The 17,218-nt window shown below is 41.5% G+C and carries 13 protein-coding genes; 12 read left to right on the top strand and 1 reads right to left on the bottom strand.

Annotated features, from left to right (window positions below):
- Nucleotides 1-5 precede the first annotated feature (5 nt).
- The 9 genes from KCG35_RS15750 (at nucleotide 6) to KCG35_RS15710 (ending at nucleotide 12,364) form a co-directional block, all read left to right on the top strand.
- A complete protein-coding gene (locus tag KCG35_RS15750; RefSeq protein ID WP_215820750.1) occupies nucleotides 6-551 on the top strand; it encodes a DsbE family thiol:disulfide interchange protein in 546 nt (181 codons plus the stop codon).
- Complete coding sequence (locus KCG35_RS15745; protein WP_215820749.1) at nucleotides 548-1,039, top strand: cytochrome c-type biogenesis protein; 492 nt, start codon at nucleotides 548-550, stop codon at nucleotides 1,037-1,039. Before KCG35_RS15750 ends, KCG35_RS15745 begins: the two co-directional genes overlap by 4 nt.
- Nucleotides 1,039-2,349, top strand: coding sequence for a c-type cytochrome biogenesis protein CcmI (ccmI, locus tag KCG35_RS15740; RefSeq protein ID WP_230409208.1), 1,311 nt, complete (start codon nucleotides 1,039-1,041; stop codon nucleotides 2,347-2,349). The genes KCG35_RS15745 and ccmI overlap by 1 nt, the downstream gene beginning before the upstream one ends.
- Before the next feature lie 453 nt (nucleotides 2,350-2,802).
- Nucleotides 2,803-3,489, top strand: a complete 687-nt coding sequence (locus KCG35_RS15735) for a GntR family transcriptional regulator (protein WP_215820747.1) — start codon at nucleotides 2,803-2,805, stop codon at nucleotides 3,487-3,489.
- A 465-nt stretch (nucleotides 3,490-3,954) separates the two neighbouring features.
- Entirely contained in the window at nucleotides 3,955-7,473 is a 3,519-nt protein-coding gene (gene smc / locus KCG35_RS15730) for a chromosome segregation protein SMC (protein ID WP_215820746.1), read from the top strand.
- A 172-nt stretch (nucleotides 7,474-7,645) separates the two neighbouring features.
- Nucleotides 7,646-8,812 carry a cell division protein ZipA gene (zipA, locus tag KCG35_RS15725; RefSeq protein WP_215820745.1) on the top strand — a complete coding sequence of 389 codons (1,167 nt, stop codon included), beginning with the start codon at nucleotides 7,646-7,648 and terminating at the stop codon, nucleotides 8,810-8,812.
- A 171-nt stretch (nucleotides 8,813-8,983) separates the two neighbouring features.
- Nucleotides 8,984-10,996 (top strand): NAD-dependent DNA ligase LigA, encoded by a 2,013-nt coding sequence (gene ligA, locus KCG35_RS15720; RefSeq protein WP_215820744.1) that lies wholly within the window; start codon nucleotides 8,984-8,986, stop codon nucleotides 10,994-10,996.
- Nucleotides 10,962-11,639 (top strand): transglycosylase SLT domain-containing protein, encoded by a 678-nt coding sequence (locus KCG35_RS15715; protein ID WP_230409207.1) that lies wholly within the window; start codon nucleotides 10,962-10,964, stop codon nucleotides 11,637-11,639. The genes ligA and KCG35_RS15715 overlap by 35 nt, the downstream gene beginning before the upstream one ends.
- Nucleotides 11,640-11,884: 245 nt before the next feature.
- Complete coding sequence (locus KCG35_RS15710) at nucleotides 11,885-12,364, top strand: hypothetical protein (protein ID WP_215820743.1); 480 nt, start codon at nucleotides 11,885-11,887, stop codon at nucleotides 12,362-12,364.
- 61 nt (nucleotides 12,365-12,425) lie between these two features.
- On the opposite strand, the gene KCG35_RS15705 is transcribed toward KCG35_RS15710, so the two are convergent.
- A complete protein-coding gene (locus tag KCG35_RS15705) occupies nucleotides 12,426-13,313 on the bottom strand; it encodes a DUF2167 domain-containing protein (RefSeq protein ID WP_215820742.1) in 888 nt (295 codons plus the stop codon).
- A 488-nt stretch (nucleotides 13,314-13,801) separates the two neighbouring features.
- Here KCG35_RS15705 and KCG35_RS15700 point away from each other — a divergent pair, with 488 nt between their 5' ends.
- The 3 genes from KCG35_RS15700 (at nucleotide 13,802) to KCG35_RS15690 (ending at nucleotide 16,899) form a co-directional block, all read left to right on the top strand.
- A complete protein-coding gene (locus KCG35_RS15700; protein ID WP_215820741.1) occupies nucleotides 13,802-14,848 on the top strand; it encodes a GMP reductase in 1,047 nt (348 codons plus the stop codon).
- A 621-nt stretch (nucleotides 14,849-15,469) separates the two neighbouring features.
- On the top strand, nucleotides 15,470-16,612 hold the full coding sequence (locus KCG35_RS15695; protein ID WP_215820740.1) for a hypothetical protein: 1,143 nt from the start codon (nucleotides 15,470-15,472) through the stop codon (nucleotides 16,610-16,612).
- Nucleotides 16,613-16,623: 11 nt separating this feature from the next.
- Nucleotides 16,624-16,899 carry a hypothetical protein gene (locus tag KCG35_RS15690; protein WP_215820739.1) on the top strand — a complete coding sequence of 92 codons (276 nt, stop codon included), beginning with the start codon at nucleotides 16,624-16,626 and terminating at the stop codon, nucleotides 16,897-16,899.
- Nucleotides 16,900-17,218: the final 319 nt, after the last annotated feature.

Here is a 17,218-nt window from a genome sequence, read left to right as displayed (position 1 = left end):
TTGCTATGAAACGACTAAAGTTATTCATCCCGCTGTTAGTGTTTTTGTTACTGGCTGGTTTTCTCTATCAAGCTTTGTACCAGAACCCTCGTACGTTGCCATCTGCATTACTCAATAAACCGTTTCCTGTGTTTTCTCTCCCAGGGCTAGGAGAAAATCAAAAAACGCTTGATGCTTCATTACTTAAGGGCGAGGTCACGTTAGTTAATGTGTGGGCAACCTGGTGTCCTTCCTGCCATGTTGAACATCCTTTTTTATTGAGGCTGGCTCAGCAGCAGGGGGTGCGTATTGTTGGGATTAATTACAAAGATGATACCCAACAGGCAAAGCAGTGGTTGGCGAAACTGGGTAATCCCTATCAAGCTACTGTGGTTGATGCTTCTGGAGATTTAGGTATTGAGTTAGGGGTATATGGCGCACCAGAAACGTATGTCGTTGATCGGCAAGGCGTCATTCGTTACAAGCATATTGGTGTTATTGATGAGCGAGTATGGCAAGAGTCGCTTCAGCCAATTGTCAGCCAGTTGCAAGGTAAAGGAGGCCCATCATGAGTCAGGCAACCTGGTCTAACGTGCTCAAATTTATCAGCGTGCTATTTATTTGCACCAGCTTAGTTTCTTTGAGTTGGGCTGCGATTGATACCTATGAGTTCAGCTCTGATCAGCAGCGTGAGCGCTTCCAGGTTTTGACAGAAGAGTTACGTTGTCCAAAGTGTCAAAACCAGAATATTGCTGACTCTAATGCACCTATCGCCGTGGATCTGCGGCGTAAAATCTACACAATGTTGCAGGTCGGTGAGTCTGACAAGGCCATTATCGACTTTATGCAGTCACGTTATGGTGATTTCGTTCTTTACAATCCTCCCTGGGATCATCGTACTTGGCTGTTATGGAGCTTACCCTTTATCTTACTTACTGTCGGGCTTCTTGTACTGGGCCACCTGCTGTGGCGCCGACGATCTCAAGCACAACCACAGGCATTGTCTGAAGAAGAAAAGGCTGCGTTAACTGTGATTCTTAAGGAGTCAGAAAAGTCGTGATGATGTTGTATTGGATAAGCCTTATTGTTCTTGCCTTAGTGGCCGTTTTTTTTATCTTGTCTCCGTTATTACGAAAAACAGTTGCTACAGCAAGTGCACTAAACACTACTGATGACATGGTGCTAGTGCTGGAAAAACAACAGGATAAGCTTAATGTAACTTTATATCAGCAACGGTTAGCAGAGCTTAATAGCAGTCTGGAATGTGGTGATATTTCAGCCATTGATCACCAAACGATGGTAGTTGAGTTACAACGGCAGCTGCTCAAGGATGTTCAAGGAAAGGAGGAGCTGGATCAAACGCAGGGTATAACACCAAAACTAGCTAGGCTTAGTATGTGGGGTATGGCTTTTATTGTTCCATGCCTAGCATTGGCTATTTACTGGCAACTTGGTGCAAGTCAGGAACTTGCTATGGTTGCTTCAATGCCTTCTTCTGCGGAGCTGGCTAACTTATCTTTGCCTGAACTTACCAAAAAGCTTGAAAGTGCAGTACAAAAACAGCCAGAGAACAAAGATGGCTGGTTTTGGCTGGCACGAGTCTATGCTGCACAGCAACGCTACTCTGACTCATTAACAGCGTATCAAACCTTACAATCGTTAGTGCCTAATGATGCTGAGGTTATGGCGAGACTGGCGGAAACGCTATATTTGGCAAATGGTAATCGAATGACCGATGAAGTGATTGCCTATGCTAAGCAAGCTTTACAGCATAAACCCAAACAACAAATAGCTCTTGGCTTATTGGGAATTGCTGCATTTGAATCAGGAAAATATCAGCTGGCCATTGATCATTGGCAGCAAATTCTTGATTCAGGTATTCCAGAGGGTGAAGCTCAGCCAATTCAACAGGGAATCACTAAGGCAAGACAACTACTTGCTGAGCAGCAAACAGAGCAATCCTCATTAGTAAATGCTCCATCTTCGGCCCAAGCTGATATAGATAGAGGGACTGCATCTACTGCAACAGCAGCAGTGAAACTACAGGTTTTGGTTGAAGTTGACCCCAAGCTGTTAACCACACTTCCTAGAACGGCAAAAGTCTATGTTTTGGCTCGTCCTGTTGGGGTTAAGATGCCTGTAGCAGTGAGCGTTTTACAGTTATCAGAGCTGCCCAGGTTGGTCACCCTTGATGATAGCCAAAGTATGATGCCTGATATGAAATTATCACAGCAGACTACTGTGGATGTGGTGGCACTGGTTTCAGCCACGGGTAATCCTAAACAAGTTAATGGGCGCATGGTCCAGTCTGGGGTATCCATTAAAGATCAGGATGATGTAATAAAACTAAAAATACCTTTCGAGCCATAAATTCGCATTACATTGCTAGTGTTGTTTTTTGTATCGTGTTATAAAGAGAAGTAACATTTGTTGTGTAGTTGTTAATATCATATTGTTTGTGTTAACAATCTATTAAATAATTTGAATGTTAAGTAAGTAGTACCGTAAAGGAACAAATGATAAATGTTAGGTTGCTAATTCATGCGGTTTTTTTTTGTTAAGCGCGTTAAATTGGTAACCTAGTGGTTTTAGCGTGTGGAAGAAATACCAGATACCAATAGGCCGACAGGTGAGTGATACCTGTTTATGCATGACTTGTGAGTGACTGGTAGTGGATGGATATTTTGGCCAAGGCCTGGCTCACTTAACACAGCCTATTTTTCGTTAGTCTCACTTTGTTAGCCAAGCCTCACCCATCTAGCTATTCGCCATACGCTGTATTGGCTGCTTGATCTTGCTTTATTGGGGGGACTGTTTTCGATTATGTTTTTCAAAGCTGCTGATAGCCTCACTGAGCAGATTGCACAACACTTAGCGAATAAAATTATCACTGGTAAGCTAAAATCTCGTGAGCGTATTCAAGAGTTAAAAATTGCTCATGAGCTTGATGTCAGCCGGGGATCTGTTCGTGAAGCACTGCTGCTGCTGCAACGTCGCCACTTGATTGATATTTTACCACGGCGTGGCGCAATGGTAAGTGACTTAACGGAGCATAAAATTCGCTGTTTGTACGTAATGGTGGAAAACCTTTATACCATGTTAGCTGTAGAGTTAGCAGGTAAATGGAAGGAATTACACCAGCTGAAGCCTTTTGAAGTTTATCTTGAACGGCTAAAGAATCTTGCTCGTGAGGGAAATATAGAAGAGTTCGTCAAATGTAGTTTTGTGGTTATCGATTTAGCGAATAACATTGTTAAAAATCCTTATTTAACCCAGATTCTTAATAATCTACAACCTGCAATTCACCGTACCTATCATTTAGCGTTATCACGTCGTGAAGAAGAATTAGAACAATCACTCAACTTTTTTAATCAAATCCTGATTTCGATTATGCAGCGTGATGTTGTTCGTATTGAACAGTTAGTACGAAATTATGCACATAGTAATCGTGACTCGGTTTTAGCCATTATGTCTAATGAGCACAGCGTACCAGAAGTAACACTTGCCTAAAGTGTATCTGCTTAATCACACTTAGCTGTGAAATTTTTGGCGTGCTAGCACTGAATTCCATTGCTGGCACGCGTTGTTTTATGCTGAAAGTGACGAGTTATTTTGCAGTGTAAAACACCTCTCTTATGCAATAAATAGCACTTGTACTTGTGGGCTGGCTTAGTAGCGTTGTTTTAGATACTGGTATACAAAATGCTTTGTAAATAACTAATTTTGGCTGATTAATGTGTATACACATAGATTAAAGCTGATTAAACTAAGCGCAGTTTTGCATTATTAGACGTTACGTGTGGATTTTATACCTCATATAAAGGGTATAAATGTGAACAAGTGTTGAACCTATAGTGGTTGATTAACAATTAGCAACAAAAAATAATTCACTGTAACGGATAAATCAGGATAATGGCCCGATTGTTTCGCTAGGACTTTGACTCAAATTGTTGTACTTAAGGCAAGCAGAATTCCATGCGTCTTAAATGTATTAAGCTAGCTGGTTTTAAATCTTTTGTAGACCCTACCACCGTACCATTTCCCACTAACATGAGTGGGATTGTCGGGCCGAATGGCTGTGGCAAATCAAATATTATTGATGCCGTACGTTGGGTAATGGGTGAGAGCTCCGCAAAAAATTTGCGGGGAGAGTCAATGACAGATGTTATTTTTAATGGCTCCAAAGGACGTAAACCTGTTGGACAAGCATCAGTAGAGCTAGTGTTTGACAATAGTGATGGCACGCTTAAAGGCGAGTATGCAAAGTATAACGAAATATCCATTCGCCGAAAAGTTACACGCGACGCAAAAAATTCGTATTACCTTAATGGTGTTAAGTGTCGTCGAAAAGATATTACGGATATTTTCTTGGGTACAGGTTTAGGCCCCAGGAGCTATGCTATTATCAGTCAGGGTATTGTCTCTAATTTAATTGAGTCAAAGCCTGAAGAGCTTCGAGTATTTATCGAAGAAGCAGCAGGTATTTCTAAATATAAAGAACGACGTCGTGAAACTGAAAACCGTATTCGTCGTACACAAGAAAACTTGGAACGATTGACAGACTTACGAGACGAGCTTGATCGGCAGTTGCAGCATTTACATCGTCAGGCTCAAGCTGCAGAAAAATACAAAGAATATAAAACTGAAGAACGCTTGAAAAAAGCACAGTTGCAAGCGTTAAAATGGAAATCGCTTGATGAAAAACTCACCACTGAGCGTAAGCAGGTGAGCACGTTGGAAGTGGAGCTGGAAAAGCACATTGCTGGGCAACGATCAGTAGATACAACACTGGAAGAAAAACGTCAGTTTCATATTGAAGCAACAGACCGCTTTAATGAGGTTCAAGGTCGATTTTACAGTCTTGGCAATGAAATCAGTAAAATAGAGCAAACAATCCAGCACAGTAAAACGAGAGCTCAAGAATTAAAGGCTGATTTACAGCAGACTGAAGCTAATCTTGTTGAGAGTCAACAACTGTTAGAGAGTGATCAAAGTTTAGAATTACAGTTGACGGAGGAACTGGCTGGCCTTGAACCCGAGCTGGAACTATTACGTGAAACTGAAGAAATGTCTACTCAGGCATTGCAAGAAGCTGAAGAATCCATGCAACGCTGGCAGTTTGACTGGGAGCAGTTTAACCAGCAAGTGGCTGAACCTAAACGTCAGGCAGAAGTCGAGCGATCTCGTATTCAGCAATGGGAGCAAACAATAGATCGGTTACAAGCACGCCAGCAACGTTTGCGTGAAGAGCAGGCAGGTGTGCAAATCGATCCTCTTGCCGATGAAATTGAAATGCTTTCTGAACGTATTGCTGAACGCCTACTTGAGCAAGAGCAAGGGCAAGAACTGATTCAGTCTCTAGCAGAGCAAATCACCCGTCAACGCCAGGTAATTAATACACATCAACAGCAGCTTAATCAGTATCAACAAACTTTACAGGAAGCACGAGGCCGTTATGCTTCACTTGATGCATTACATCAAGCGGCCTTGGGTGATAATGGTGAAGAACAGCAGCAATGGTTGGCTGAACACAAATTAAATGAAAAGCCTCGTTTAGCTGAAGGTTTAAACGTTGTTCCAGGTTGGGAAACAGCGGTAGAAACTGTGTTGGGTGATTATCTGCAAGCGTTTGCGGTTGACCAGTTTGAGTCGTTTACTGAAGCACTAGCCACATTTAACTCTGGATCATTAACACTCTATAAATATGCTCAGCGCCTTGAGCAAGCAACTCGTGGTATGGTGGAGCAGAATACATTACTTGCGAAAGTGATTGCTGCAGATTGTGATTTACAGCCTTGGCTGGGATGCATTAAAACGGCTGATACATTGGGTGAAGCTTTTGCCATGCTAGATGGTTTGCCTATTGGAGAAAGCATTATCACCCCTGAAGGTATTTGGTTATCTCATCACTGGCTAAGAGTCACACGCGAAGATAATGCTGCTGCCGGGATGTTAGCCCGCCAGCAAGAAATGGTTGAACTTCAGGCACAGATTGAAAACATTACTGACAAAACTCAGCAAGAAGAGGAAGCTTTGCATATTGCGGAGCAATGCTTGCGAGATGTGGAGCAGCAACTGGAAACAGAACGTCAGCAACGGAGTAGTGAAGAGCGAGAACTGTCTGTATTACAAGCTGACTTAAGTGCCAAAAAAGTAAAAGTGGATGAAGTCAAAGCGCGAGCAGAGCGATTGAAGCTTGAACAGGCTGAACTCTGTGAACAGTTAACGCTGGAGCAAGAGCGGGTTGCTGAAGCGCGGTTAACGTTGCAAGAAGCGATTGATGCAATGGCGCAAGGTGAAGAGCGACGTGAGTTTTTACTTAAACAGCGGGATAGCATCCGAGGGCAGTTGGATCAGGTACGTCAGCAAGCTCGCCACGATAAAGATGCAGCCCATCAGTTAGCGCTTCGCCAGCAGTCGTTAAGTACCCAGCTGACATCAACATTGCAAGGAGCTGTTCGTTTACAGCAACAGGTTGATAAGATGCTCGCTCGTAAACAAGATATTCTCACTTCGCTGGAGGAAAGTGAGCTACCTGTTGATGATTTAACCGTTGAGTTGGAAGCACTGCTAGAAGAACGGTTGTTGATTGAAGAAGAAATGACTGAGGCAAAACAGCAGCTCGGCGAAATTGATCATGGTATGCGCCAGCTTGAACAGCAAAGAACACAAGCAGATCAGCAGGCGCAACAAGTTAGAACCGCATTAGAAAAATACCGGCTGACTGCGCAAAGCTTGGAAGTTCAGCGTCAGTCTTTACATGAGCAGTTGCAAGCAGATTCTTTTGATTTAACTACGGTCCTAGAAAATTTACCTACAGAAGCGAATGAGTCTCAGTGGGCAACGGAGCTGGAAAAAATTGCAGGACGCATTCAGCGTCTGGGTGCTATTAACTTGGCGGCTATTGACGAATACCAAACACAATCACAACGTAAGAAGTATTTAGATAGCCAAAATGATGACTTGGTTCAGGCGTTGTCTACTCTTGAAGAAGCGATTCGCAAAATTGATCGGGAAACGAAAGCACGTTTTAAAGAGACTTTTGATCTGGTCAATAATGGACTACAAATATTATTCCCCAAAGTGTTTGGTGGGGGAAGTGCTTATTTAGAGCTAACGGGTGAAGATTTATTGGATACAGGGGTAGCAATTATGGCGCGCCCCCCTGGTAAGAAAAACAGTACTATACATTTATTGTCGGGTGGTGAAAAAGCGCTTACCGCAATTGCGCTCGTTTTTGCTATTTTTCAATTAAACCCTGCGCCATTTTGTATGCTGGATGAGGTCGATGCACCTCTCGATGATGCAAATGTGGGTCGTTATGCGCGCATGGTGAAAGAAATGTCATCATCAGTACAGTTTATCTATATCACGCACAATAAAATCGCGATGGAAGCAGCTAACCAAATGATGGGGGTGACAATGCATGAACCCGGTGTTTCCCGTTTGGTCGCTGTTGATATTGAGCAAGCAGCAGCACTTGCCGCTGTATAAAGACTAAACTAATAAGTGATTGGCAAGTCTGATACAAAATGGTGAGAAAAAAAGAAAACTTTTTACGCCTATTATTGCGACCTTTTTTATCTCTGGACCATAATTAAAGATAAAGTTTCTAGCTTGCTTGCCACGGTCTTGTGCGTGTGCGACGAGAGGGTATTAAGGCACAATGGATATAGGTTTGCGAGAAATCATATTTATTATCGGCTTTCTATTGATTGCTGGTATCATTTTTGACGGCTACCGTCGTATGCGAGTTAATCGGAAGAAAGCGGATGAGCTTTCTTTGGGACTCAGTGGTGGCGTAGATTATTACGACGACTGTAATGGTGAGTTACCTCATGGTGGAGCTCGTCTGATAAAAGGAGATACAGCACATGATGCAGAGCAAACAACGTTTAAAAAAGTAGAGCCTCATTTTCAACAGGAATCTGCTGAGCCATCACTTTCTGATCAGGTTGATAGTCATAAGCAACCATTTTCAAATACAGGGCAGGAAGCTCTTGTCCAGCGTTTGCAGTCAGCACAACAAAAGCAAAGAAACGCTGATGCTATGCAATCAGCTACTGATCACGAACCACCTGTCATAACAGATAAAGTGGCTGACGGCTATGCTGATGCAGAAGAGCCTTTGGTTGCTAACCCTGCAGATCATGTCAGCTCTGCTGCTATGGGGAGCAGTCCCCATCATGAACGACGTAAAAGCTCAGCTAAAGGGGAGTCAACACATTCATCGTTACTTAAAAATGCGGCAGATGGCATTAAAACGGTTGCCAAGTCTGGTAGTAAAGTCAGTAGCAAGGAGCCTAATAAAGGCTGGAAACAATCTAAGAAAGCGGCTGCTGATGTGGCACTGACAGAGGAGTCTGCAGAAGAAAATAAAGTTGTTGAAGATATTATTGTGATCCATGTAATTGCCAAATCGGATACTACGTTTGCGGGTGATGAGCTATTAACCATTCTTACCAGAAATGGTTTGAGTTATGGTGATATGAACATTTTTCATTGCTATGACACCTCTGTAACTCGAGGGGCAAAAGGTGCTTTGATGTTCAGTATGGCTAATGGTATAGAGCCAGGTACATTTGACCTTGATAATATGGATGAATATTGTACACCTGCTGTTAGCTTTTTTATGAGCTTACCAGGACCAGATAAACCCATGCGTGCGTTCGAGCAAATGGCATTAGCAGCCCATGATATTGCATCTACATTAGGTGGGAGCTTAAAAGACGAAAATCGTAGTGTGATGACACAACAAACGCTTGAACACTGCAAACAGCGCATTATGGACTATGAACGACGTCACCTGGTGCGTAAACAAATGGTGCGTTAATCGCTTTACTGGTGCTTATAGCCCTTAAACTGTAGTACATTAACATAGCACTGAATTTTATACCCAAAGTGAAGGGTATGGCATAAGCCGGTCTATAACAGCACCGGCTTTTTTTATGATGAATTATTTTTATCTGCTTTATCAACGGTTGGACGTATTAGGTATTTGGCTATGACCATTCCCCCTCATGTTGTGAGTGAAATTGAACAGCTTCGACAGGAAATTAATCAGCATAATTACCGTTACTATGTCTTGGATGATCCTGCAGTTCCTGACGCAGAATATGATCGCCTAATGCGACGTTTACAAACGTTGGAGCAGGAGTATCCACAACTTGTTTCTGCAGATTCTCCTTCTCAGCGGGTAGGTGCAGAACCTGCGAGTGCATTTACGACGGTTACCCATGAAATGCCAATGCTATCATTGGATAATGCTTTTTCGGCAGAGGAGTTACAGGACTTTGATCGTCGATGCAGGGAACGGTTAGCTATTGCTGATATTGAATATGTTGCAGAGCCAAAGCTGGATGGTATTGCCGTTAGTTTGTTGTATGAAAAGGGTAAACTGGTTCGAGGTGCAACACGTGGTGATGGACAGCGTGGTGAAGACATTACCCAAAATTTACGGACAATTCATTCAATTCCATTAGTACTTTTAGCTGAGGATGTGCCTGATCGCTTAGAAGTTCGGGGTGAGGTTTATATGCCTAAGGCTGGTTTCCTTCAGTTTAATGAACAGGCTCAGGCAAAAGGTGAAAAGGCATTTGTTAATCCTCGTAATGCAGCTGCGGGTAGTCTACGACAACTCGACTCTCGCGTTACGGCTACACGCCCTTTAGAAATGTGTTGTTATGGTGTGGGTGTTTGCAGTGGTGACCTGCCAGGAGATCATAGTCAAATCTTGCAACAACTTAATAAGTGGGGCTTTAAAATCAATAAGGAAATGGCCGTTCTGCCTTCTATTCAAGCCTGTGGCACTTACTATCAGCAATTACTGGCTCGTCGTGAGCAATTATCTTACGAAATCGATGGCATCGTCTTTAAAGTGAATGCATTAGCCTTAAGAGATAAGCTGGGTTTTGTCTCTCGCGCACCACGCTGGGCCATTGCTTATAAATTTCCAGCGCAAGAAGAAATGACCACATTGGAAGCAATTGAGTTTCAAGTGGGGAGGACTGGGACACTGACCCCCGTTGCTCGACTTAAACCGGTTTTTGTTGGAGGGGTTACAGTAAGTAACGCGACCTTGCATAACCTGGATGAAGTGGCGCGATTGGGTATTAAAGTGGGCGATTCCGTCATTGTTCATCGAGCTGGGGACGTGATTCCTAAGGTGGTTCGTGTGGTCTTAGAACAACGTTCAGGGGAAGAGCAGGATATTGTTGTGCCTACGTCCTGTCCTGTTTGTGGGTCTGAACTGGAGCGGATTGCTGGAGAAGCTGCTTTACGCTGTACAGGCGGTTTAGTGTGCTTAGCCCAACGCAAGGAAGCGATAAAACATTTTGCGAGTCGGCGAGCAATGGATATTGATGGCTTGGGGGATAAGTTAGTTGAGCAATTGGTTGATCAGGAGCTTGTAAATTCAGTCGCTGATTTATATGCACTTGAAAAGGATGCACTGATACAGCTTGAGCGGATGGGTGATAAGTCAGCTCAGAACTTGATAGACGCGATTGAACGTTCTAAACACACTACATTAGCTCGTTTTATTTATGCTTTGGGTATTCGAGAGGTTGGGGAGACAACCGCGCTTACCTTGGCCAGCTACTTTGGCTCCTTAAACGCATTAATCGATACAGAAGAAGTACTCTTACAACAAGTGCCTGATGTTGGGCCTGTAGTTGCACATCACATTGTGTATTTCTTTAAACAGCAGAATAATCGAGATGTTATTGATCAACTTAAAGTGGCTGGCGTAAATTGGTCTGAGCAGTCTCGGACTGAGCAAGAAAACTTGCCATTGGTTGGCAAAATATATGTGTTGACAGGCACATTATCCGTCATGAGTCGTGACGAAGTTAAGCAAAAATTACAATTGCTGGGAGCAAAAGTAGCGGGTTCTGTGTCAAAAAAGACTACAGCAGTCATTGCTGGCGAAAAAGCAGGTTCTAAATTAAGCAAAGCTGAGTCATTAGGAATCCCAATACTCGATGAGCACGATCTATTGGCACTATTGGAAACATAGCGCATCTCCAAGATGCAGAACAGCATGGCAGCGATTGAGGCTGTCATTGCTGTTGTTTAGTGTGCTGATATCAGGGTGTGCTCATACGCCCCCACCAGAAAATCCTCATAACTTATGTGATGTTTTTGCAGATAACCTGGATTGGTATCAGGCGGCAAATACCAGCCATCAACGCTGGGGGACACCCATCCCAGTGATGATGGCAATTATGTATCATGAGTCTAGCTTTATTGCTAATGCACGCCCACCTCGCCGTTGGTATTTGGGCTTTATTCCGGGACCTCATCGTTCTTCAGCCTATGGTTATGCACAAGCAATTGATGGTGCCTGGGCAGATTACTTGCGTGAAGCAGGACGTTGGGGGGCCGTACGAGACGATTTTTCGGATGCGATAGATTTTATTGGTTGGTACACCAAAAAAACACGTCAGATTAATGGTGTTTCTCAAAATAATGCTCAGTTACAGTATTTGACTTATCACGAAGGATGGGGTGGTTTTCGTCGAGGAACGTATAAACGTAAACATTGGTTGCAAGGGGTTGCTCGTCGAGTACAACGTAAAGCTAAACAATATGAAAATCAGCTGCAACACTGTGAAGCTTCATTAAAGACGCCTGGTTTTTGGCAGAATTTGTTTGGTTAAGCGGATCTAAGACTTATTTTTTTGTGAGGCGTCATCGAAATTGCTGAGGCTGGGTTTTACTTGGCAGGCCTCTGACACTACTATTGTTTGCCCTTTAGCCATTAACCTTTTGCCTTAGACTGGAAGTATCAGCTAACAATAGATAATCGTATGGTTAATTGTTAAAAGGTTGAGTAATTGAGTTGTTTCCCCATAGGGAGCTGGGCATAATAGACGACTTTTGTCGGTTATTTAAGGAGTAGCTTTTGGATCGCGAATCCATTGTTTATGGTTGTATCAAGGATTTGCCATCAGGCAGTGAGACTGAAATATTAAAGCGTCGCTATCATAATCTTCGAGTGATTAATTCGCTTCCTAAGCATGATGAGTGGCCTTTTTTATCACGTGATCTATTTGCAGTGTCTGGTGTTGAGCCTTCATATGGCACTTATTTGACCCAAGTGATCCACTTTGGTGCTTCTTATCGTGAAGTTGAAGGGGACTGGGGGCAGTGGCTACATAAGTTTGAGGCTGTACTAAAGAAAATGTATTGGGTTGCAGCAACAGTGCATTTAGAAACTGAGCTTACGGGGTTTCATACATTTAGTTGGTATGCGAACAATAGCTGCCATTTGCCTGATGAAGAGCTTCAAGCTCGTTGTGAATGGCAACATGAAAGTTGGGTTAAAACCAATTCTTCACAGACAAAAACAACCCCGTGCCAAGCCTCTTCTGATGTTGCTTAAAAACTAACATAGAAAAAAAGCGCTGTTTTAAGAGCGCTTTTTTGCAGTGAGACTGACACTGTTAATTAAATCTTGCTTTAATCCACCGAAATATACCAATAAAGCCTGCCACAATGACAATCCAGAATTTCTTTAACGCTAACAGTAAACCTGCAAGAATCCCTAGCTTGCTTGCAGCTTTGCCAGCAATTAAAGCTCCAATGCCATAAGCTGCTACGTTGTCGATTGACGGATCAAAATCACTGTAGCGCTGACCTTCATTAAATGAAGCCATGGTAAGGACTGTATCAAGCTGACTATTAATTTGTGGGAGTTGATTAATCCCCGCAATAAAATTCATGGTAAGTACGCCTTTGCGGCCTAAAATCCGAATATTGTAATTCAGCGTATTATCTTCGCTATCGCCAAACTTAAGCTCTTTGGCCCAATGTAATTTCTTACCTTTGCTGTCATAGTATGGCGTAGCTGCCCAGCCAACGAGCTCAATACTTTCATAACCTTGCGCTACTCTATCTTTACTGGCTTCTTTTACGGCAGACTGCATATCGTCAAGCAAGTCATCGTAGTCGATATCCGCTGCATCCTCATCGTCTACGTGACCATCTTCTTCGTAATCAATCTCAACAGCCCAGGCATTACTATCAAATGGAGTATACGAGGCTGGGAAGAGCATGCCTAATGTTGTATCGCCTGGAACATTGCCCCAAAATTTAACAAGTACTACTTCAGCATCTTTCGGACTTAAATAGTAAAAATCATCAGGTACATTTAAGGTGGCAACCCCGTTAGGTAGGATAATAGTGCCTGTTTGGCGATCCATGTTTTCCCAAGTATTTTGGGCCCATTTTGCAAACTCTTGTGCTTCGGGTTGCTCACTTTCGTTGGCGCTAGCGAAAGTAGTACACCAGCAGGTAGTCAGTAGGAGTAATGAGCTAAGAATTCGTGTCATGCAGATTACCTCACAAGGGAAAAGTGAGCAGAGTATAATTATGGTAATCGATTTGAGACTTGTGTCATATCAAAAGATGTGAACAAAATGTGTACGAGGCGAGATAGAGGCTTTTTTTATTTCAAGTTGAAATACACCGCGGGGTGGGAGTATTTAATAGTGTAATAAGAAGTGACTTCTGATATCACAGACAAATAAATTCTTTGCGATCCATTTAAAATTAACTTAATTAATAGGAAGGTTGTTTTATCGTAAATAAAAAGGAAAAGTATGATTTCTTATTTCCTTTGTCGCAAGTTATTCCAAAAAGAATGGAAGAAAGGAGTAACTTTATGTTGCTAAAGCAGCCTTTTTGTATATAATGCTGAAAACCGGAGCGTCTGCCAACGCTCCGGTTTTTTTGTGCCTGCTCTTTATGTAGTTTTACTATCTGCCAATAGAAAACTATAAGGGGAGCAATGAAAGTTAGTTAATAGAAAGGATTAACTATGCGAATCGAAAACGACTTGAAACTGGGTTTTAGTGATGTTTTGTTTCGACCGAAACGCTCAACCCTAAATAGCCGATCTCAAGTTGAATTAACCCGTGATTTTACTTTTAAACACAGTGGTAGTCAATGGTCTGGTGTACCTGTTATTGCTGCGAATATGGATTCCGTAGGCAGTTTTGCTATGGCTCAGGCACTTGCTGAGCATCAGGTGATAACTGCCATCCATAAACACTATAACGTCGCTGAGTGGGCTACTTTTCTTGAAAATGCAGATGAAAAACTTTTGAATTATGTCATGGTATCGACAGGTACTTCTGAACGGGATTTTCAAAAGCTTAAAGAAATACTGCAGTTGTCGAGTGATATAAAATTTATTTGTATTGATATAGCTAATGGTTATTCAGAGCATCTAGTTGAGTTTGTTCAAAATGTTCGTGAGTCTTTTACTAACATAGTGATAACTGCCGGTAATGTAGTCACTGGCGATATGGTTGAAGAACTTATTCTGGCGGGAGCAGATATCGTTAAGGTTGGTATTGGTCCAGGATCTGTATGTACCACACGAGTTAAAACGGGGGTTGGTTATCCTCAGCTATCTGCAATTATTGAATGTGGTGATGCAGCCCATGGCTTAGGTGGTCGTATTATTGGTGATGGTGGATGCACCTGTGCTGGAGACGTTGCGAAGGCGTTCGGGGGAGGTGCTGACTTTGTTATGTTGGGTGGTTTGTTAGCCGGACATGATGAAAGTGGTGGTGAAATCATAGAAAAAGATGGACAAAAATTTGTTCAATTTTATGGTATGTCTTCTTCCTCTGCAATGAAAAAATATGCTGGTGGTGTTGCAAACTACCGTGCAGCAGAGGGTAAAACGGTATTATTACCTTACCGTGGTTCTGTGCATAATACAATTGAGGATATTTTGGGTGGGGTTCGTTCAACATGTACTTATGTTGGCGCGGCTAAGCTAAAAGAGCTGACCAAGCGGACAACATTTATTCGAGTGCAAGAGCAAGAAAATACAGTTTTTGGAAAAGAGGATTAATGTTTGCATGAGTCTATAGTGATGCATTAAGGTAGATTATTTCTGCGAATAGGCTTGCCATAGCACATTACTGTAGTAATTAACCTTGCAATATTTAATGTTATAAAAAACCGGCCATTAGCCGGTTTTTTTTGTGAGGAAATTAAATTAAAAAATATAATAATTTAAATAAATGATATTAACAGTTTATGCTTGTTTATTAATGTGACGCTGTGTTGAGAGATTATCGTCACTATTTTATTGCTTCGTTAGTTTGATAATGCTGTTTGAAATTCCATAAAAACAAATTTAAAACAAAAGTACTTGATGTGGGAAATATGTTGGTGTATTAATTGAAATGCAAGTGGTTGCCTATTAAATTATTGTAGCTTTAAATTTCTTTTTTAAAGTAAAAATAGAGTGTAGGTTATTTAATGTTTGTCGTTTTCATTATTTTTTGAATGGTTGCTTTCTTATTGTAAGTAGGGTGTTGCATAAAATGTTTTATGCTTTTTATTAGTATTTGTTTGTAGAGAGGTGAATAAGAAATGCACTAATATAATTAAGTATGCTGTTCTCGTGTTTTGTTTGTAATGAAAGATAAAAAATTAGTAAGCTAGAGTAAAACTCAAGGGGAATAGTGTGAAAATAAATAAGCGAAAAATATTGTCTATAGTATTTGGGCTTTCTTCAATCAGTTACTCATTTGCTCAGACACCCTCTTTAAATGAAGCTAAGCTCCTGAATACACCGATAAAGTCATTACGGTGGGCGTTAAAAAATAGTGAAGTAAAGTCATATAATATAACTGATAGTCGTATAAAAGAACTTTTTCTGGTTAACCCTAAAGATTTATATTCGGAAGTACGTAGTAAGGATGAGCTGTATAATATCGCAACTGATGTCGAACGAACGTTATTCAATGATGCAGAAGAAGCATGGAATCAGTTTTTAATGTCACAAAATCGTATACCTGGAAGTATTAATTTTTTTTTAAAATTAAAAAAACAACTAGGTTATGAAAAAGCAACTTCAATAGGTAAACCTGACCAGTTTATCCTTTTACAACGCACTTTATCAGGCGTGGATGAAGATATATATAATGGTGCAAAGGATAAAATACCTGGTGTTGCTTTACGTGCTAAGTATGCTTTAGCTGCACAGCTTATGCGGGATGCCAAAAAAGAGACAGTTACTGAGCAGTGGACTGAAAATGGTATTTATCCTAAGGCTATTGATCATTTAGTGAAATATAATCAACCCATTACCTCAGAAGATTTAGACGCATTAAAGGACTATTTGAGCTTTAGTCTAAATCAGTCAAGTTATCGTTATAATATTGAACAGTTAGCTGCTCAATATCGTTTGGTAAGACTTGCTGTCGCGTACCGCAATGACCAAGGTTTTTTTGATGTAGTGTGTACTAAAGAAGGGAAGCATTTATATGATCAAAGTTATGTAAGTCGTTATTGTCTTAGTGATATGACCAATAAGCAACTAATGGATCGTTGGTTTCCGCAGCAATTGAAAATTGATCATCGTAAATTAACTGAGTCAGATCAAAAACCATCATTTGGACAAAAGTTATTAGAATTTGTCGGGGTTTTCTTTGCATTGGATGGACTAGGTGCGGCATTTTTTGACGCTTTTGAAGCCTTGGAGGCAACAGAGCTTGCAGAAGCTGGAATTGTCGAGCGAGAAGAGTTATCAGTGCTAGAGTCAGAAGCTGATGCGGAAGAAGCGTTGGCTGCAGAAGAATATCAAAGCCAGTTCTGTCGAATTTAAGGCATATCATTATGTTAAAGCTAACGAAATGGGCCATTATCTCTGCGTTATGTGTAACGGCTAACCTTCATGCTGTGGAGTTTATAACACAGTCTCCAAAAGGATTTATGGACTTTAAGTTAAAAGATGGCTTAAGAGTACAGACTCACTATCATATTCAGCAAAAACATATGCAGGACGTACGACGAGTGATGGTGCGAACCGGTTTTATGATTCAGAGGTTAAAAGTATCCACTATCTGTATAACTTACAGCAAAATGGGCGTGTTCAAGCAGGAGGAACATTAAAAGGTTATGTCGATAAGGCCGCGTGTGATTCATGTCGTGAAGTACTTACTGCAGCTGAAGAAAATGGACTGGCTTCAAAGATACAGGTTTTCGAGGCTCCTGAAGCGTATACGAATAAATTTAAACAATTACGTGAGAAATTAGGCAAACAGGCTGAAGAAGGTACAAACCCATTGACATGTGATTTGTGACGATTAATTTGGTTAGTTTTGGAGTGGCTAGTGCTTTTTTGCACAAGCCATTCCAAACAATCAAATGGCATATGATGACATGGAACAGATAGTAATAAAAATAAGGCTGGTGTTAATGATCAGAGACC

Source organism: Zooshikella harenae (assembly GCF_018837975.1).
GTDB classification, from domain to species: domain Bacteria; phylum Pseudomonadota; class Gammaproteobacteria; order Pseudomonadales; family Zooshikellaceae; genus Zooshikella; species Zooshikella harenae.
Note: the sequence above shows the minus strand (reverse complement) of the source record. Positions and strands in the feature narration are given on the sequence as shown.